This window comes from Campylobacter armoricus, from assembly GCF_013372105.1.
GTDB classification, from domain to species: Bacteria; Campylobacterota; Campylobacteria; order Campylobacterales; family Campylobacteraceae; genus Campylobacter_D; species Campylobacter_D armoricus.
In genome coordinates, this window is record NZ_CP053825.1 from 110,621 (window position 1) to 130,783 (window position 20,163).

A 20,163-nucleotide genomic window follows, 5' to 3' on the forward strand; every position below is an offset into this window, starting at 1 on the left:
ATTAAATTTCCTTTTTGATTTTGCATTTTAAGCACTCTAAAAATGTGCCTTTTTTAAGCTCTTTGATAATCATAGTTTCACCACATTCGCTACATCTTTCTTCACTTGGTTTATATTTGCTTATATAGTTGCATTTTGGATAAGCACTACACCCATAAAATTTACCACGCTTAGAAAAACGCTCCACGATTTCACCTTCTTGACAACTTGGACATTTTACGCCTATGGTGTTGAGTTTTTTCTCGCTTTTTTCTTCATTTTGTGTTTCTTGTTTTAAATTTCTTGAGTATTTGCATTTTGGAAAATTTAAACAAGCCACAAATTCACCATATCTTCCTTTTCTTATAGCAAGTTCGCCTCCACAATCAGGGCAAGTTTCATCTAATTTAGTGAAAGTTTTTTGGCTTTTTATATTTTTTTTACCCTCATCAATTTTTCTCATAAAAGGAAAATAAAACTCTCTTAAAACCTCTTGCCAGTCCATCTTGCCTTCTGCAATGATATCAAGCTTATCTTCCATTTTAGAAGTAAAATCACTATCTACTATATCACTAAAATTTTGCTCTAAAACTTCTGTTACGACAAAGGCTATTTCATTAGGTATGATTTGCTTTTTATCTATATATACATACTCTCTTGCACTAAGTAAAGAAATAGTTGGAGCATAAGTAGAAGGGCGTCCTATGCCAAGATTTTCTAGTCTTTTTACAAGTCCAGCTTCTGAATATCTTGAAGGTGGTTCGGTAAAATGTGAGTTTAATTCTATATTTTGGATAAGAAGTGTATCTTCTATTTTTAAATTAGGTAAGATTTTATCTTTATCCATATCTCCATATACTTTATAATGTCCATCAAATAAAATTTTTCTACCACTTATTTTAAAACTTGCTTCGTTTGATTTTGCATAGACATTTTGAGTTTGAGATATCGCAGGATTCATCTGTGAAGCTAGGAAACGATTATAGATTAAAGTATATAATCTTGCTTCATCTTTTTCTAAAAACTCATTTGCAAGTTTTGGGGTAAAGCTTAGATTAGTCGGTCTTATAGCTTCATGTGCTTCTTGAGCACCTTTGCTTTTAGTTGTATAAATATTTGCTTTGCTTGGTAAGTATTCTTTACCAAATTCATCTTTTATAAGTTTTCTCACTTCTTCTAGTGCTTCTTTGGCTATGTTTAAGCTATCTGTCCTCATATAAGTAATTACACCCATTACACCTTGGTGGGTTTTTACGCCCTCATAAAGCTTTTGAGCTATCATCATAGTTTTTTTAGGATTAAAACCTAGGCGATTGCTTGCGCTTTGTTGTAAGGTTGAAGTCATAAAAGGAGCTTGTGGGGCTATTTTTCTATCTTTGCTTTCTATATCTTTGATTTTAAAGCTAGCATTTTTACAAGCTTCAAAGATAAGTTTAGCTCTATCTTCATTGGTTATGCTTAATCTTTCTAATTTTTGGTTTTGAAATTCAATTAATTCAGCTTGCAAGTCTTTTTCAAAAACCATATCGATACTAAAGTATTTTAAAGGCACAAAAGCTTTGATTTCTCTTTCTCTATCGACTATGATTTTTAAAGCTGCACTTTGCACACGCCCAGCACTTAGACCTTTTTGAATTTTTTGATTAAGCAAAGGACTTAGTTTATAACCTACTATGCGATCAAGTAAGCGTCTAGTTTGCTGGGCATTGACGCTATTTACATTTAAAGTTCTTGGATTTTTCAAAGCATTTTCTATAGCATTTTTAGTGATTTCATGAAAAACTATGCGTGGCAAGGAATTTTCATCTTTATTAATAGCCTTAGCTATATGATAAGCTATGGCTTCACCCTCGCGATCCTCATCGGTTGCAAGGTAGATAGTTTTAGCTTTTTTAGCTTTTTCTTTGAGCTCTTTTACTAAATTTGAATGATCATTTGAAATTCTATATTCTGGTTTAAAATTTTCATCTTCTATTTTTATACCAAAGCTTGTTTTGGGTAAATCTCTAATATGTCCTTTAGAAGCTATGACTTCATAGTCTTTGCCTAGAAAATTACCTATAGTTTTAGCTTTGGCAGGTGATTCTACTATGATTAAATTTTTCATTATTTTCCTTGTGAGGATTAAAATTAGTAAAAGTGTATAAAAAAAAAATAAATTTTTTGCTTATAAATAAAATCTTACCGATTAAAACAATAATACAATCAGTCTTTCTTTAGTATTTTAAAATATTGTTATAATATAAAAAACAAATACACAAGGGAAGATTTAATGCTAAAAAGAAATTTAGAAAGCTTAGAATTTACAAATAAACCTTTAAAAGAAAAAATTTTATCTTTAAAAGAAGAAGAATATATAAATATTTTTCCAAGTCAAATTCCTATCATACCATCTAAAGAAGCCTTGAGTATGCCAAATATATTTTTTTGTGGCATAGGTGAAGGGCTTTTTTTAAAAAAATTGATTAATAAACATATTTTTATTTTTGATAAGGTTGAATTTTTTGCTAGTGTTTTAAGTAAGATTGATTTAAGTATGGAGCTTTCAAGCGGGAAAATTTATCTTTGTGATATAGAAGAAAAAAGGCTAGAAGAGCAGCTTTGCTTGCTTTTTTCTCAAAAGGATTGTTTTGAGTATTTAGGTCTTTTTAAGCTTTTATCTTATAGTGAATTTTATGAGCAAAGTGCTATGTTTGATTTTGTTTATAATATGTGTTTGAGTGTGATAAAAAGAGTGGTTGGAAATGTCGATACAAGCTTTACTATGGATGCTAAAATTTACAAGCAATTTTTAGCTAATATCCCTAGTATTCTTGAGAATATACCTTTTCAAAGATTTATTTATGAAAATAAAGCTAAAAATAAAAGTGTTATTGTAGTTTGTGCTGGACCTTCTTTGAATAAACAACTTGAGCTTTTAAAAGCTTACCAAGATGATTATGTGATTTTTTCTTTGGATGCTACTTATAAGACTTTACTTAAAAATGAAATTTATCCAGATTTTGTTTTTTCTATGGATATTTATGAACAATGTATTTGTTTTTATGAAAATTTACCATCAAATAAAAAAGAACCAATATACATTGTAAGTTGTGCTGTAGATAAATCTTTGATGAAAATTTTAGAAAAAAAAGAAAATAAAATTTTTATTTTAAAAAATTTAGATTATCAGCAAAAATTGAATTTAAATGAATTTGGGTATTTAGACATAGGCATCAATGTGGCTCATTTTGCTTACTCTTTTGCTATTGCTTTGGGTTTTGCTAATGTTATTATGATAGGGCAAGATTTAGCTTTTAATGAAAAAGGCAATTCTCATGCAGATACCAGTGCTTTTACTTTTCATGATGTAGAAGCAGCTGAACATAAGGCTACAAAACTTGAAGTTTTAGCTTATGGTAAATCAGGATTTGTTCAAACTCATATAGGCTGGGATGAATTTAGAAAACGATTAGAAGTTTTATTTTTATCTCATCCTAATGTGAATTTTTATAATGCTACTGAAGGTGGAGCTTTTATTGATTATACTAAAGAGATTAGTTTTAAAGAAATTTTAGAAAAATTAAAAGATAAAAAACAAGATTTTATTTTACCTAATGCTCTAAGCGTTAATAGACAAAAAAAATACCTAAACAAAGTTTTAGAACTTTTGCAAAAAGATTTTTCAGAATTACAAAATTTAAACGATGATGCTACAAAACTTTTAAGTGTTTTGCAAAATTGCAAAGAAACTAATGCCAATTTAGCATTTGAAACCATCTTAGACTTGATTTTAAAATTTAATACCCTTTTAGATGAAGCTAAAATTTTACAAAGTTTTATGTATAAGCCTTTATTTTATCATAGAGGTTTTTTTAATGCTAGTTTATACCAAGATCCACAAAATGCTTTAGACAAATACATAGACTTTTTAAAAATTTTTATAGAATTTAGTAGTTTAAGTCTTGAAGCTATATCTCAAGCTAAGCAAAAATACAAATTTTCTTAAAAATATAAATTTTTTTTATACTTTTACGATATGGTTTTTGTAAATCGCATGGAAGCGATTAAGATTATTTAAAAGGATTTAAAATGGGATTTCGTATAAACACTAATGTGGCATCTTTGAATGCTCAAGCAAATGCAAATTTAAACTCAAGAGCTTTAGATACTTCTCTAAGCAGACTTAGTTCAGGTCTTAGAATCAACTCTGCAGCTGATGATGCTTCAGGTATGGCTATTGCTGATAGCTTAAGATCACAAGCTAATACTTTAGGCCAAGCTATAAATAATGGTAATGATGCTTTAGGTATCTTACAAACTGCTGATAAAGCTATGGATGAGCAACTTAAAATCTTAGATACCATTAAAGTAAAAGCTACTCAAGCAGCTCAAGATGGACAAAGCACAAAAACAAGAAATATGCTTCAAGCTGATATCAATCGTTTGATGGAAGAACTTGATAATATAGCAAATACTACAGCTTTTAATGGTAAGCAACTTTTAAGTGGTGGTTTTACTAATCAAGAATTCCAAATAGGTGCTCAATCAAATCAAACCATAAAAGCTACTATAGGTGCTACTCAATCAAGCAAAATCGGTGTTACTAGATTTGAAACTGGTTCTGCTGCTAAAAGTAGTGGTATAGCTCAACTTACTATTAAAAATTACAATGGTATAGATGATTTTAAATTCCAACCAGTGATAATTTCTACTTCAGTAGGAACAGGGCTTGGTGCTTTAGCTGAAGAGATTAATAGAAATGCTGATAAAACTGGTATTAGAGCAAATTTCTTAGTGCAAACTACAGGCGTAGGTCCTATAAAAGCTGGAAAAACAGATAAAGACTTTACTATTAATGGAGTAAAAATTGGTGAAGTAGAATACAAAGATGGTGATGAAAATGGAGCTTTGATTTCAGCTATAAATTCAGTTAAAGATACTACAGGGGTAGAAGCTTCTAAAGATGCTAATGGTAGATTAGTGCTTAACTCAAGAGATGGTAGAGGTATTAAAATCGAAGGTAGTATAGGAGCAGGTGCAGGTATTTTAGCAAAAGATAAAGAAAATTATGGTCGTTTATCTTTAGTGAAAAATGATGGTAAAGATATATTAATCTCAGGAACTGGACTTGAAGCTATTGGTATGGGTGCAGGAGATATGATTTCTCAAGCATCAGTTTCACTAAGAGAATCAAAAGGAAATATCGACACCAATGTAGCTGATGCTATGGGCTTTAATGCTTATAAGGGTGGTGGTAGAATGATAGTTACCTACTCATCTGTTTCTGCTTTTATGAGTGCTGCTGGAAGTGGTATGAGTGCAGGTTCAGGATTTTCTGTAGGTAGTGGTAAAGATATGTCTAAGCTTTATAATTCTACTGAAGCTTTAGCTTTTGTAACAGCTTTTTCGGCAGCATTTGGAGTGAGTGCCAAAGGTGATGGTTCTTCTCAGTTTGCAAATTTTGGACATTCTGATGCAAGCATAAAAGATATAGCCGCAAAGGATCAACAAGCAGGTGTTACTACACTCAAAGGTGCTATGGCTGTGATGGATATAGCTGAAACTGCTATTACTAATCTAGATCAAATTAGAGCTGATTTAGGTTCGGTGCAAAATCAAATCACTGCTACATTAAACAATATCAGTGTAACTCAAGTAAATATCAAATCAGCTGAATCAAACATTAGAGATGTGGATTTTGCGGCTGAAAGTGCAAACTTTGCTAAATTTAATATCTTAGCACAAAGTGGATCTTATGCTATGAGTCAGGCTAATGCTGTGCAACAAAATGTAATGAGATTATTACAATAATTAAGAAATCCAAAACACCTTGAAAATTTTTCAAGGTGTTTGAAACTTTTATTTGAAACTTTATTTGAAACTTTTATTTGAAACTTTTATTTGAAACTTTTATTTGAAACTTTTATTTGAAACTTTTATTTGAAACTTTTATTTGAAACTTTTATTTGAAACTTTTATTTGAAACTTTTATTTGAAACTTTTATTTGAAACTTTTATTTGAAACTTTTATTTGAAACTTTTATTTGAAACTTTTATTTGAAACTTTTATTTGAAACTTTTATTTGAAACTTTTATTTGAAACTTTTATTTGAAACTTTTATTTGAAACTTTTATTTGAAACTTTTATTTGAAACTTTTATTTGAAACTTTTATTTGAAACTTTTATTTGAAACTTTTATTTGAAACTTTTATTTGAAACTTTTATTTGAAACTTTTATTTGAAACTTTTATTTGAAACTTTTATTTGAAACTTTTATTTGAAACTTTTATTTGAAACTTTATTTGAAACTTTTATTTGAAACTTTTATTTGAAACTTTTATTTGAAACTTTTATTTGAAACTTTTATTTGAAACTTTTATTTGAAACTTTTATTTGAAACTTTTATTTGAAACTTTTATTTGAAACTTTTATTTGAAACTTTTATTTGAAACTTTTATTTGAAACTTTTATTTGAAACTTTTATTTGAAACTTTTATTTGAAACTTTTATTTGAAACTTTTATTTGAAACTTTTATTTGAAACTTGGAACGATTATTGCTTTTACTTTTTTTAAGCAATATTTTGAAAGGATTTAAAATGGGTTTTAGAATAAACACCAACATAGGTGCAATGAATGCACATGCAAATTCAACTATCACAGCAAGAGAATTAGATAAATCTCTAAGTAGACTTAGTTCAGGTCTTAGAATCAACTCTGCAGCTGATGATGCTTCAGGTATGGCTATTGCTGATAGTTTAAGATCACAAGCTGCCACTTTAGGTCAAGCTATAAATAATGGTAATGATGCTATAGGTATCTTACAAACTGCTGATAAAGCTATGGATGAGCAACTTAAAATCTTAGATACCATTAAAGTAAAAGCTACTCAAGCAGCTCAAGATGGACAAAGCACAAAAACAAGAAATATGCTTCAAGCTGATATCAATCGTTTGATGGAAGAACTTGATAATATAGCAAATACTACAGCTTTCAATGGTAAGCAACTTTTAAGTGGAAATTTTGTTAATCAAGAATTCCAAATGGGTGCTCAATCAAATCAAACCATAAAAGCTACTATAGGACCAACTCAATCAAGCAAAATCGGTGTTACTAGATTTGAAACTGGTTCTGCTGCTAAAAGTAGTGGTATAGCTCAACTTACTATTAAAAATTATAACGGAGTTGATGATTTTAAATTCCAACCAGTAGTGATTTCTACTTCAGTAGGAACAGGGCTTGGTGCTTTAGCTGAAGAGATTAATAGGGTAGCTGATAAAACTGGAGTTAGAGCAAATTTCTTAGTGCAAACTACAGGCGTAGGTCCTATAAAAGGTGGAACTACGAGTGATGATTTTAAAATCAATGGTGTTGTTATAGGTAAGATAGAATACAAAGATAGTGATGAAAATGGAGCTTTGGTTGCTGCTATAAATTCAGTTAAAGATACTACAGGGGTAGAAGCTTCAAGAGACCCTAATGGAAGACTTGTATTAAATTCAAGAGATGGTAGAGGTATCAAAATAGAAGGAGATATGGGTCCTGGTGCAGGTATTTTAGCAAAAGATAAAGAAAATTATGGTCGTTTATCTTTAGTGAAAAATGATGGTAAAGATATATTAATCTCAGGAACTGGACTTGAAGCTATTGGTATGGGTGCAGGAGATATGATTTCTCAAGCATCAGTTTCACTAAGAGAATCAAAAGGTAGAATTGATACCAATGTAGCTGATGCTATGGGCTTTAATGCTTATAAGGGTGGTGGTAGAATGATAGTTACCTACTCATCTGTTTCTGCTTTTATGAGTGCTGCTGGAAGTGGTATGAGTGCAGGTTCAGGATTTTCTGTAGGTAGTGGTAAAAATATGTCTTTAGTATATAACTCTACCGATGCTTTAGCTTTTGTAACAGCTTTTTCGGCAGCATTTGGAGTGAGTGCGGCTGGTGATGGTTCTTCTCAGTTTGCAAATTTTGTAGCAACTGCAAATATAGCAGGTAAAGATCAAACACCAGGTGTTACTACACTCAAAGGTGCTATGGCTGTGATGGATATAGTTGAAACTGCTACGGCAAATTTAGATGCTATTAGGGCTGATATAGGTTCGGTGCAAAATCAAATCACTGCTACATTAAACAATATTAGTGTAACTCAAGTAAATATCAAATCAGCTGAATCAAACATTAGAGATGTGGATTTTGCGGCTGAAAGTGCGAATTTTTCTAAATACAATATCTTAGCACAAAGTGGATCTTATGCTATGAGTCAGGCTAATGCTGTGCAACAAAATGTTTTAAAACTTTTACAATAATCCTAAAAGCGAGTATAAAAACTCGCTTTTATATTATATTTCTTTTTTCTAAAATATCTTGCAATGGCATAATGGCTATTTTCAAAGCTTTTTGCTGGACTAGAGCAAGTTCTGTTATATCTTCTAACCAAGTTTTATGTGCTTCAATCCAAGCTAAAAGTTTATTTTGTTTATCACTATCATTGTTTATAGCAAGAACATAAATTTTTGAAAAATTACTTTCCAAATGAAACAAAGAAGGACTTAAAACTTCTCTTAAAAAAATGAATTTATTGCTTTCTAATTTTTCTTTTAACTGATCTATTTTGGCGTTTAATTCATGAAGTGTATAGCGAATTTTTGTTTGGTTGTTTAATTCTTTATATAGTCTTTTACAATCTTTTAAAAAAACTTCACTATTTTTGATGTTTTGCTTGATTTGTTTATAAGCCTTTAGCATTAGCTCTTCACTTTTTTTGCGTTGTAAATTCTTTAATTTTGCAAAAGGTTTTTTAATCTCTTTTTGCAAAAGTGTTTGACATAAAGTTTTAAAAGGTTTTTCTATGGTTCCTTCTATCCTAGCACCACCTTCAGTAGCATTGTAAATTTTTGCTTTTGTTTGTTTATAGATTAAGCCTTCAAAAATTTGTTTAAACAATAACCAAACTTCTGAGCTTTGAACATAACCTTTTCCTCCATAGGCTAAGGTTTTGAATTTATCTTTATCTTTTTCAAATTCTTTTGCATAATAATCATCATAATCACTAAAAAAACCTTCGCTATGAGATTTTCCATCATCGTTATAAGCTAAGTCTTGACCTATTAAAATGATATTTTTATGTCCTAGCAAAAGAGCTAATTCGTAATTTAAATGTGCTACACTCATTCCACCACCAATATAACCAAATTCATGCAATCCCAAAGAATAAGCAAAAGGTAATGATCTTGAGATTAAAAGGTATTTTCTTTTATTTTTTTCTAAAAAATTGATACTATTTTTATGAACTAGAGAAACTAAAACAAAGGTAATATCTTTATCAAAGTCGCCAAAATCATTATCAAAACATTTTGCAACCGCATCATCTCTTTCTAGCATACAAACATAATCAGGTTTAATCCCTGCTCTTGCTAAGATAGGATATGCACTATCAGCACAGAAAATAGTAGCTTTGTTTGCGTATTTTTTAAGTAAAGGAAGTTGTTTTTTTAAAGATGGACCAGTGGCTACTAAGATGGCATTATCGCTTTTATTGCTTCTTTTTGCTTTTAACTCTTCAAGACTTGGATGAGTAAGCATTTTTGGTATATTTAAAACAAATTGTTCTATGCCTTGCATCGCATCTATTGGGTCATTACCTCTTCTTAAAGCTATATTTTTAATCACTTTAGAATTTAAAGAATTTATTTTTTGAATTTCTTCTTTTTGTTCTTCGTAAAAAGAAGAATGAATATGAAGATTGTAAGTTTTTAAAAATAAATCCAAAAAAGAACACAAAATATCAGCTTTAGTATAATTCATCTCACTATTGAGAATAAGAATTAATCTACCTTGAGAGAGTTCTTTTGAAAAATCTATCATATTTAAAACTAAAAATATTAATTCTAAATCTCTTTCAAAAACTATAATTCTTTTGTGCTCTTTATTAAGCAATAAACTTTTATATAAAATTCCATTTCCTAGACCATAAAAAAATAACACAGGGTATCTTGCGTATTCTTTTTTGAAAAATGCTAATTTTTCTTCTAATTCTTTCAAGGGATTTTGATTATAAATAAGTTTAGAATTTTGAAAGATGATATTACAATGTAAAGGGTCTTTTCCAAACTCGTAGGTATAATTTTTACTTTCTTTTACTTTACTTAGTTTTTGTCTTAAATTTTTGTATTCTCCACCTTTGAGTGCTTTTAAATTTTTTTTAAAAATTTCTGTTTTCATTTATACTCCCTCTTTATCTTGAAAAAGTATATCGTCATTTTTTAATATATTTTTCTAACTTATTTCTTAAAACTTCATTTTCAATAATATCTTTATTTTTTAATATAAGATTTTTTAAACTTTCTAGGGTAATTAATATAAGCTGAAAATACTCTAAATGTAAATTAACCCAAGCTTGATTTTTTTGTAAAAGAATATTTTTATCACTTGGAATGATTATGTAAATTTTAGCTAAAGTAAAACGCATTTGATCTAAATAACAAGCAAGTAAAGTTTTAATCAATTCATTGTTTTTAAAATCATCTAAATCAAAATCATCTAAAAATTGAATGATTTTTGAAAAATCATTAAAATTATCTTTGATAAATAAAATCATATCAGCATATTTTTGCAAATAATGCGTGATATCTTTTAAAAGTAAATTGATTTGATAGTAAGTTTTTAAAAGATATTCTTGTTTTTTGGTATATTTTAAATTATCTAATTTTTTAAAATTTTTATCAATTTTTTCTTTTAATAAATCCTCGCACAATTTTTTAAAAGATTTTTCTATACTTCCTTCTATCCTAGCTCCACCTTCAGTAGCATTGTAAATTTTAGCTTTTGAAAGAGTAAAAAGGTGTTGCAGATTTACTCTAAACATGTCCCATACAATATGTGTTTTAACAAATCCTTTTCCACCATAAGCTATAGTGTTAAATTTATCCATTTGACTTTCGTAAGTTGGGCTATGTTTGTAATTTTTTGGATGAGAATGCCCTAAATCATTATATGCTAAATCTTGACCGACAAAAATAATATTTTCAAATTCCAATAAATTAGCAACTATAAAAGCTAAATGTGCTACTGAAAGTGCATAATCTACATAACCAAAAGCATTGAGTTTAAAATATGTTTCAAAGGTTTCTTTTGAGATTAGCATAAAATTTCTTTTATTTTTCTCTAAATATTTTATAGCATTTGGATGGACTAGTGAGCTTAATATAAAGAGAATATTTTTATCAAAATCTTTAAAATCATTATTAAAAAATTCAGCTGTAATTTCACCTCTTTCAACCATAAAAACATAATCAGGTTTGATATTTTTTTCTTCTAAAATAGGATAAGCACTATCAGCACAAAAAATCACGACATTTTCTTGATATTGTTTTAATAAAGGAAGTTGTTTGCTTAAAGATGGTCCGGTTGAAACTATGATGGCATTTTTAGCTTTAGCTTTTCTTTTATCTAGCAGTTCTTTCAAGCAAGGTTTTGATAGCATAATAGGAATATTTTGCATAAACTGATCTATACCTTGTAAGGTATCTTTTGCATCTGTGCCTTTTATGGTGGCTATGGATCTTATATTAGATAGTATTTTTTGATTTAAATTTAAAATGCTTTGCTCAAATTGCTCATAATATTGACAATGAGGTTCTAAAAAATAAGTTCTTATAAATTCTCTAAATGGATTTTTAGACATTAAAGCAAGCAAAGCACAATTTTGTGGATTTTCTTCAGCAATGATTAATTTACCTTGTTTTAATTCTTGTGAAAAATCAATATAAAAAAATAAAAGATATATAAGCTCAAAATCCTTTTCAAAAACTACAATATGTTTTAAATTTGGATTTTGCAAAAGAGCTTTATATAAAATTCCATTTCCAAATCCATAAAAATAAAGCACCGGATAAAGCCTATAATTTTGATGATAAAAATTTAATTTAGAGTTTAGTTCCAGTAAAGTATTTTCATAGATTACCCCCCCCCATTCATCAATAATATTAATATCTAAAGAATCTTTGCCTTGTAAAATTTTGTATTTTGTTTTTTTAATATTTTTAAAAATAGTTTGAAAATTTTCATTTAAAGCGGAAATATTTTTTTTAAAAAGAGCTTTATCCATTTTAGACCTTTAAATTTTCTTTTATGGTTTGATTGTATTTTTCTAAATAAAGGATAACTTCTTCAAAAAAAGCTAGTTGAGAATTTAAAAAATACTTTTTATCTAAATCTTTACTAACTTTATATCTTAAAACTTCACATTCATTTTGAAAACATCTAGCTTGTAAAATATCTGAGAAAAATTCGCTTTGTGGCAGTTTGATTCTTAATTTTTCAAGTTTTTCTAAATTTTGTTCTTTTAAGGCTTTTTGACACTCTTTGATAAAATTTTCACTTTGTTTGATTTGTTTTTGTAATTTTTCCTTGCATTGTTTTAGCTTTTTGCTAGGATTTTTTGGTTTTGATAAAACAAAACTTTTATCAATTTTTTCTTTTAATAAAGTTTCACATAATTCTTTGAAAGGTTTTTCTATACTTCCTTCTATCCTAGCTCCACCTTCAGTGGCATTGTAAGTGGTGATTTTTAAAACATCTCTTGTTAGAGCAATATCTTTTTCAAAACTTTTTAAAAATAAATACCAAGTTAGTTGAGTTTTAACCTCACCTAATCCACCATAAGCAGGAATTTTTTTATAAACTACTTCTTCATCTCCTTGATCGCCATATAGGTGTTCTTTAGGATGAGATTTACCATCATCACTATATGCTAGATCTTGACCTATTAAAATGATATTTTCAAACTTTAATGCACCTGCTAGCTCATAAGCCATATTTGCAACACTTAATCCATTTCCCAAAAAGCCATATTCGTTTAATCCAAGCTTACTTTCAAAAAATAAAGGCCTTAAAACAAGCATATATTCTCTACCATTTTTTTCTAAGTATTCTATGGTTTTAGGATGGGTTAAAGAAGATATGATAAATAAAACATTTTTATCAAAATCTTTAAAATCATTATTAAAAAATTCACTTGTAAAATCAACTCTTTCTAAGGAAAATACATAATCAGGCTGGATATTTTCTTTAGCTAAAATAGGATAAGAACTATCAGCACAAAAAATCACAACATTTTCTTGGTATTGTTTTAATAAAGGCAATTGTTTTGTTAAAGATGGTCCGGTTGAAACTATGATGGCATTTTTAGCTTTAGCTTTTCTTTCTTTTAAAAAATTTTTAAAAGGAGAACTGAAGATAATTTTTTCAAGATTGATAACATTATGTTTAATTCCAATTAATGCATCTTTTGGATCATTTCCTCGAGTTAGCATTAAGCTCTTAACTAAATTTAATAAATTTTGCATAATATTTTGAGCATTTGGTGTATAAAAATTAATATAAAAATCATTATAAAAATGAAAATTAAAAATTTTTAAAGTATGTTTGATATGAGGGTAGTTAAATAAAATTTTAAGTTGAGCTGTATTGATATTTGGTGGGTAAAATAAAATGAGTTTTTCTTTTTGTAAAAGAGTAGTAAAATCAAATAAATGAAAAGCAAGATATAAAATTTCTAATTCTTCTTCAAAAACTATAATATGCTTTAGGTGTTGATTTTTTAAAAGTTCTATAAAAAAAATTCCATCACCAAAACCATAAAAAAATAACACTGGATATAGATTGAATTTTTCAAAGTCAAAAGAGTGGTTTTTATCTAAAAAGATTTGATTTTGTGTATCAAAAATTTTATTATCTATAAGTTGAAATCTTTGAGTGCTGGTTAATTTTCTTAGATTATAGGCTAATATTTGATCAACTTCAAAAAGAGCTTGGGTGTTTTTTAAAAATAATTCTTTATTCATTTAAAATCCAAATTTTTATTTTATTATATCAAAACTACATATGTTTTATAAAATATCAAAGTGAAGCATTTTTTATTCTAAAAATTTGCTTTTGGAGATTTTTATTTATCAGTTCTTTTTCTAAATTGATAATATTTTTTTCAAGACTTTCTTGTAGTTTTTTTATATGACCTATTATAAGTTCTAACCATTCTAAATGCTCTTTAATCCAAAGATAATTTTTGTTAAAAACATCTTCTTTTGTTTTAGGATTTAATACATAAATTCGAGCTAAGTTAAGTTCAAATTGAGTATTTAAAGGATTAAGTAATTCTTTTAAAACTTTTATTTTTTCAAATTTAATTTTAAAACAATCTAACTCTTTAATTAATGATGAAAAGTTCTTTTCATCATTTCCCATAAAATTTAATCTATTTGATAGATCAAGACATTCTATACTTAAAGATTTACATAGCTTTATGACTTGGTGAATTTTATAAAATGCCTTTAGCATTAATTCTTTTTGTTTATTTTCATTTAATTTTTCAAGTTTTACAAAAGGCTTATTAAGTTTTTTTGTTAGAAGTTGTTCGCATACTTGTTTGAAAGGTTTTTCTATGGTGTGATTGATTCTAGCTCCACCTTCAGTGCAATTATAGGTTGTGATATGTGTGCTAGAAGAAATAAAAAATTCTAACATTTGTTTAAAAATCATCCAAGTTTCATGTGTTTTAACCAAACCATCTCCACCATAAGCTAAAACTTCTTCATGCTCATAACTAGTGCTTTCGTAATTTGCACTATAGTGATATTCTTTAGGATGAGAAGAACCATCTTTTGCATAGGCTAAGTCTTGTCCTATAAAAATGATATTTTCAAATTCTAAATTTAGAGCTAAAAAATATGCCATAGTTGCTACACTTGGAGATGAATGCAAACTACCAAATTTTTTTAATCCAAGATGATGAGTAAAACCTGAACTTCTTTGTAAAAACACAATTGTATGATTTTTATTTAAAAATGTAATTGTATTTTTATGAACAACATTAGCCAATACAAACACTATATCTTTATCAAATTCTTTAAAATCATTATTAAAAAATTCACTTGTAACTTCAGTTCTTTCCAAAGATAAAACATAATCAGGTTTTATATCATATTTTGCTAGTATAGGATAAGCACTATCAGCACAAATTATACTAGCATAATTAGCATATTGTTTTAACAAAGGAAGTTGTTTGATTAAAGAAGGTCCAGTTGAAACTATAATAGCATTGTTTGCTTGTTTTTTTCTTTTTAAACATAATTGCTTAAAAGAATGATTACTAATAATTTTAGGTAAATTATAGATAAAATTTTCTATACCCATTAGAGCATCTTGGGAAGAATTTCCATTACTTAATACAATTTGCTTGATGTGTTCTTGTATTGTTATATTGAGTTTTAAAATATCTTCTTGATATTTTTCATAATAATCACAATGAATATCTAAAAAATACACACGCAAGAAATTAAAAAAAGGGTTGTTGAAAAAAAGCATTTGAAAATCAATCGCTTTTAAATCATTAGTATCCAAAACAATCAAAGCATTATTTTTTAATTCTTCACTAAAATCTATATAATGAAAACTTAAATAAATAAATTCTAATTCTTTTTCAAAAACAACAATCTTTTGTCTGTTTTTATTTTGTAAAAGAGCTTTATATAAAATTCCATTTCCAAATCCATAAAAATAAAGCACAGGATATAAAAGATATTTATCATTGTATAAATTTAATTTTTCATTTAATTGCAAAAGCACATCTTCATAAAGCCTATACCCCCCCCCATTATTTATAAAATTAATATCTAAAGGATCATTGCCTATAATTACTCTAAAATGATTTTGTTGAAAATTTTTTAATTTTTCTTTTAATGGTATGTTATTTAATGCGTTTATGTTTTTTTCAAATAAAGTTTTTTGCATTTTTATCCTTTGAAGTGTTTTTCTTTTAAAGCTTGGGCAAATTCTATATCACAGCTTGCTTTTTTACCTAGTATAATAGGTAAAAACTTAGGGTGCAAACCTAAACTAGGTCTTACGCTTTTTACATTCTCTTCTGTGAAAATTTCACCTTTTTTTATGTTTTTGCTAGCATATAAGCTTCTTGCAAAATGACGATTTTTTAAAGTTTTTTCATCCATTTTAAATTCTTTGCTTCCTAAAGCTTGCTCGCTTTGTCGCACCATAGAGCACATTTGCTTAAACTCATTAAAATCAAGGCTAAATTTAGCATCAGCACTATTTAAATTTTTATCAAGTATAAAGTGTTTTTCAATTACTCTTGCGCCTAGTGCTACAGCTAAAACAGGAGCTAAAAAGCCTTCGCTGTGGTCGCTTAAGCCTATTGTAGTTTGAAATTTATCTTTTAAGGTTTTTATTATGTTTAAATTTAAATCTTGTATTTGAGAAGGATAGGCCGAAGTGCATTTTAATAAAATTAGATTAGAATTTGACTCCTGTTTAAAAATTTTTACAATTTCTTCTAATTCTTCTTCATAAGCAATACCCGTAGAAACCAAAGTAGGTTTTTTTTCTTTTGCAACAAGCCTTATAAATTCATAATCATTTGCTTCAAAAGAAGCTATTTTGTAAGCTGGTGGATTAAATTGTTTTAAAAAATCTAAATCTTTTTTAGAAAAAGGACTAGAAAAACATATAAGCCCTTCGTTTTTAGCACATTCAAAAAGTTTTTTATGCCATTCATAAGGTGTTTTAGCTTCATTGTATAATTCATATAATTTGCGTCCATGCCATAAGCCACCTTCTATAATAAAATCTTTTTTATCAGAATTTAATGTTAAACTATCTGGGGTATAAGTTTGAATTTTGATAGCATCAGCTCCTGCTTTTTTTGCTGCTTGTATGGTTTTTAAGGCTACTTCAAGACTATTTGCATGATTTGCTGAAAGTTCGGCTATGATAAAAACTTTTTCATCAAGGTTAAAATTTTCTATAAACATTAAAGCCCTTTTTTGTTTAAATAAAAATTTACCATATTTTATATTTTAATTATTAATTATGATTAAAGGTTTATTTAGTAAAATAAATTTATTATAAGTTTTAAGGATTATGCTATGAATAAAACCCTAGAATATTCAATATATCACTTTTGCGAGCATATTTTGAAGTTGAAAATTATGCCAACTAGTGTAATTAGAGGTGAGCTTTATGGTGCTTCTATACCTTTATATTTTAAAGATGAAGAGTATAGTTTTTATTTGTTTTTTCAAAAAAAAGCCCTAAATGAAATTGCACAATTTTTATTACATGAAGATTTAAAAGAAGATGGTTTGGCTGATTTGGTAAAAGAAGTGGCAAATCAAATTATAGGTTATGCTAAAAAGTTACTTAATGATACTAATGGCAAAGATGAATATCGTTTAGGTGTTCCTGAATATTTGGGGCGTATAGATGGATTTTCAAAAATAAAACTCAAGGAAAAATTTACTTATGAAATGAAAAACGCTCGTTTTAGAATAGGCTATAAAAAACTATGATAGAAGATCATTTAGGATTATTACAATCTTATGAGGATATTTTAGATATAAGTGTTGATTTTGTTAGTGAGCTTGGCACGACTAATATGAGCGTTAGGGACCTTTTAAAGCTAGAAGTAGGTTCTGTTATAGATCTTGAAAAGCCAGCAGGTGAAAGTGTAGAACTTTATTTAAATAAAAGAATTTTTGGTAAAGGCGAGGTTATGGTGTATGAAAAAAATCTTGCCATAAGGATTAATGAAATCTTAGATTCGAAGTCTGTGTTGCAATACTTTAAAAAAGAATTGCAATGAAATTTTTATGGTTTTTATTTTTAGTTTTCTTTCCACTTTTTGGTGCGAATATTCTTGATTATAATATCTATCCAAGAGATGATAGGGTAGATATTACATTTTCTTTTGATGGCCCTTATGATTTAGGTATTAGCCAAAATAAAAAAGGGAATATTGTGATTTTTACTTTAAATGCAAAAATTTCAAAAGAAGAAGATAAGACAATTAATTCTAAGATTATAAAAAAAGTTAAAATATTTTCAGAAGGCGAGAAAACATTTATTGCTTTAAATATTGGTGATGATGTAGATATAAAAGCTGATACAATCGGTGATAAATTTGGTTTAAGACTACGAGCACAAAAAAAAGATAGTTTTGTATCACAAGAACAGCCAGTTTTAAATAATCAAACAACTACGGGAGTAAATATGCAAGAGTATGATTTTACAAATTACATTTTAGTTGTAAGTGTTTTAGTTCTTTTGCTTATAGTGCTTTGGTTTTTTAAAAATTATTTAAAACAAAAACATCCTATAGATAGAAATTTCAATATGATATTTCAAAGATCTCTTGATAGGAATAATCAGCTTATAGTTTTTGAGTATGGGTTAAAACGCTATATAATGATAATTGGAAATTCTAATGTTGTTTTAGAAACTAGTGATGCCTTAGAAAAAAATGAAAATATAAATTCGCAAAAATCGCAAGAAAAAGATTTTGATTCGTATTTTGAAGCAAATAAACAAAGATTGCAAAATTTAATTTCAAAACAAAATAATTAATTTTTTTGATTAAAGGCTAAAATAATCAGCTTTGGTTTTGATATTTTTTTAATCTCTTCTTTAGAAAAATAAATTTCTTTTTTAGATGAGTAAATATATAAAGTATAATTTTTTAACTCAAAGTTGAGATTTTCATCTGTATCTTTTGCTAATTTTCTAGCCAATGATAGAATAAAATTAAACCAAATTAAAATATGATTATTTGGTAATAATTCTTTATAATGCTCTATTGTTAAAGGATTGATTTTTTTACCATTTGCTTTTAAGAGAGTAGAAATAAGTAAAATTTCTTTATGTGAAAAACCAAAATGCAAGCCATTTAGTGCCATATATGCACTATGTTCATTTGCAAAGTAAAAATTTATTCTCTCTCCAATATGGGCAAGCTTTGCCGCGTTTAGAAGATTTTTTTTGTAATTTATATCTATTTTGTGTATGGGTAGGAGTGCTTCAAATATCTTGTTTGCATAATAAGAACTTCTATCAGTATAATCAACGCAAAAACGATCTTGCAATGACTTTAAGCTAGGATTGAAATTTGGTGGAAAATTAGCATTAAATTTTGAAAAATCCGTTGTTTCGTTTTTGATTTTTGTGTGTTTGTGAAATATATTTGATAAAAATACCCCTTCTCTTACTCCAACAGCTGAGGTAATGATTGTTTTTGCTCTTAAATTTTTTGCTATGTTTAAAAATATTATGCAGCCTTCTTTAATAGTATCAAAACGATCTTTTTTAATATTAAAATCAATTAAATTTTTAGCATTTTGAATTTTTTCTATATAGCTTTTTTCCTTATCAAAATTGTAACTAAAATTATGAATCATTTTTAAAGGATATGAATTTTTTTTCATAATAGAATTTGATAATGCTCTTAAACTACCACCTATGGCGATGATATTGTCATTTTGAAATGATTTTGGAATCTGCAAAAGAGTTTCTTTTATAAATTGCTCTAATGCATCAAATTTTTTCATATCATAATAAAGCTCTTTTAATCTTACTGTTCCAAGATCCAAAGAAATACAATCAATTATTTTACCATCTTTAATTAAGCATAGTTCTGTAGAGCCTCCACCTATATCTATAGTGGTGGCATTTTGAATGTTTGATAATAAATTTAAAGTAGCCAATCCACCCAGGAAAGATTCTGTTTTGCCATTAATGCATTTTATATTTAAACCGACATTTTTATTAATTCTTGTGATAAATTCTTTAGCATTAGGTGCATCTCTTAGGGCAGAAGTTCCAACAACAATAATTTTTCTACATTTTTCTTTAATAGCTTTTTCTTTAAAATAAAGTAATGCTTTTTGTGCTTTAAGCATCGCATCTTCTTGAAGAATTTTATTATTATTGTAAGCATTTTCTCCAAGCCTAACTTTTTTTTTGTGCTCACTACAAATAAAAAAACCATATCTTGAGGTTCTCTCAAAAATTACCATACGAACAGAGTTAGAACCAAGATCAATTACTGCTGTTTTTTTTGCCATTAAATATCTTTGTTTTTATGTTTAAGACGAAGTTCGTCAATACTTTCAACATTATCAGGATCAGGTATGATACAATCAACAGGACAAGCTACTATACAGGCTGGTTCTGAAAATTCATTCACACACTCAGTGCAAAGATCAGGATCTATAACATAAATAGGATCATTATCATAGATTGCTTCATCTGGGCATTCTTCCCTACATGCATCACAGGATATACATTCTCTAGTGATTAAAAGTGACATATTTTTCCTTTTTATGAATAATAAAGCTAACTTATACTATATAAA

The 20,163-nt window shown here is 27.6% G+C and carries 14 protein-coding genes; 6 read left to right on the forward strand and 8 right to left on the reverse strand.

What is annotated here, in order from left to right:
* Position 1 precedes the first annotated feature (1 nt).
* On the reverse strand, positions 2–2,086 hold the full coding sequence (gene topA, locus CARM_RS00650) for a type I DNA topoisomerase (protein ID WP_412842211.1): 2,085 nt from the start codon (positions 2,084–2,086) through the stop codon (positions 2–4).
* A 165-nt stretch (positions 2,087–2,251) separates the two neighbouring features.
* Between topA and CARM_RS00655 the strand changes: the two genes are divergently transcribed.
* From CARM_RS00655 to CARM_RS00665, 3 genes are all read left to right on the forward strand, one after another.
* Positions 2,252–3,967: a motility associated factor glycosyltransferase family protein gene (locus CARM_RS00655; protein WP_139427200.1), complete on the forward strand. Its 1,716-nt coding sequence runs from the start codon at positions 2,252–2,254 to the stop codon at positions 3,965–3,967.
* Between the two features lie 83 nt (positions 3,968–4,050).
* Positions 4,051–5,772 carry a flagellin A gene (locus CARM_RS00660; protein WP_139454175.1) on the forward strand — a complete coding sequence of 574 codons (1,722 nt, stop codon included), beginning with the start codon at positions 4,051–4,053 and terminating at the stop codon, positions 5,770–5,772.
* Between the two features lie 787 nt (positions 5,773–6,559).
* Positions 6,560–8,269, forward strand: coding sequence for a flagellin A (locus tag CARM_RS00665; RefSeq protein WP_151899163.1), 1,710 nt, complete (start codon positions 6,560–6,562; stop codon positions 8,267–8,269).
* A 28-nt stretch (positions 8,270–8,297) separates the two neighbouring features.
* Here CARM_RS00665 and CARM_RS00670 read toward each other — a convergent pair whose 3' ends face one another.
* From CARM_RS00670 to pseI, 5 genes are read right to left on the reverse strand one after another with little or no spacing between them, the layout of a single operon-like run.
* Positions 8,298–10,184 carry a motility associated factor glycosyltransferase family protein gene (locus CARM_RS00670; RefSeq protein WP_139427333.1) on the reverse strand — a complete coding sequence of 629 codons (1,887 nt, stop codon included), beginning with the start codon at positions 10,182–10,184 and terminating at the stop codon, positions 8,298–8,300.
* A 34-nt stretch (positions 10,185–10,218) separates the two neighbouring features.
* Positions 10,219–12,069 (reverse strand): motility associated factor glycosyltransferase family protein, encoded by a 1,851-nt coding sequence (locus tag CARM_RS00675; RefSeq protein ID WP_139471208.1) that lies wholly within the window; start codon positions 12,067–12,069, stop codon positions 10,219–10,221.
* Position 12,070: 1 nt separating this feature from the next.
* Positions 12,071–13,807 carry a motility associated factor glycosyltransferase family protein gene (locus CARM_RS00680; protein WP_139427337.1) on the reverse strand — a complete coding sequence of 579 codons (1,737 nt, stop codon included), beginning with the start codon at positions 13,805–13,807 and terminating at the stop codon, positions 12,071–12,073.
* 55 nt (positions 13,808–13,862) lie between these two features.
* Positions 13,863–15,752 (reverse strand): motility associated factor glycosyltransferase family protein, encoded by a 1,890-nt coding sequence (locus CARM_RS00685; protein WP_139493257.1) that lies wholly within the window; start codon positions 15,750–15,752, stop codon positions 13,863–13,865.
* A gap of 2 nt (positions 15,753–15,754) precedes the next feature.
* Positions 15,755–16,789 (reverse strand): pseudaminic acid synthase, encoded by a 1,035-nt coding sequence (gene pseI, locus CARM_RS00690; RefSeq protein WP_139426626.1) that lies wholly within the window; start codon positions 16,787–16,789, stop codon positions 15,755–15,757.
* A gap of 114 nt (positions 16,790–16,903) precedes the next feature.
* Between pseI and CARM_RS00695 the strand changes: the two genes are divergently transcribed.
* Genes CARM_RS00695 through CARM_RS00705 form a run of 3 tightly spaced genes read left to right on the forward strand, consistent with a single transcriptional unit; the run spans position 16,904 to position 18,380 of the window.
* Positions 16,904–17,326, forward strand: a complete 423-nt coding sequence (locus CARM_RS00695; protein WP_139426624.1) for a chemotaxis protein CheX — start codon at positions 16,904–16,906, stop codon at positions 17,324–17,326.
* A complete protein-coding gene (gene fliN, locus CARM_RS00700; protein WP_039617302.1) occupies positions 17,323–17,619 on the forward strand; it encodes a flagellar motor switch protein FliN in 297 nt (98 codons plus the stop codon). The genes CARM_RS00695 and fliN overlap by 4 nt, the downstream gene beginning before the upstream one ends.
* Positions 17,616–18,380: a hypothetical protein gene (locus CARM_RS00705; RefSeq protein WP_139426622.1), complete on the forward strand. Its 765-nt coding sequence runs from the start codon at positions 17,616–17,618 to the stop codon at positions 18,378–18,380. Before fliN ends, CARM_RS00705 begins: the two co-directional genes overlap by 4 nt.
* Here CARM_RS00705 and CARM_RS00710 read toward each other — a convergent pair.
* Together CARM_RS00710 and CARM_RS00715 are read right to left on the reverse strand one after the other, a co-directional pair.
* On the reverse strand, positions 18,377–19,873 hold the full coding sequence (locus tag CARM_RS00710; RefSeq protein WP_139426620.1) for a Ppx/GppA phosphatase family protein: 1,497 nt from the start codon (positions 19,871–19,873) through the stop codon (positions 18,377–18,379). The genes CARM_RS00705 and CARM_RS00710 overlap by 4 nt on opposite strands.
* Positions 19,873–20,118: a YfhL family 4Fe-4S dicluster ferredoxin gene (locus CARM_RS00715; RefSeq protein ID WP_012660922.1), complete on the reverse strand. Its 246-nt coding sequence runs from the start codon at positions 20,116–20,118 to the stop codon at positions 19,873–19,875. Before CARM_RS00715 ends, CARM_RS00710 begins: the two co-directional genes overlap by 1 nt.
* Positions 20,119–20,163: the final 45 nt, after the last annotated feature.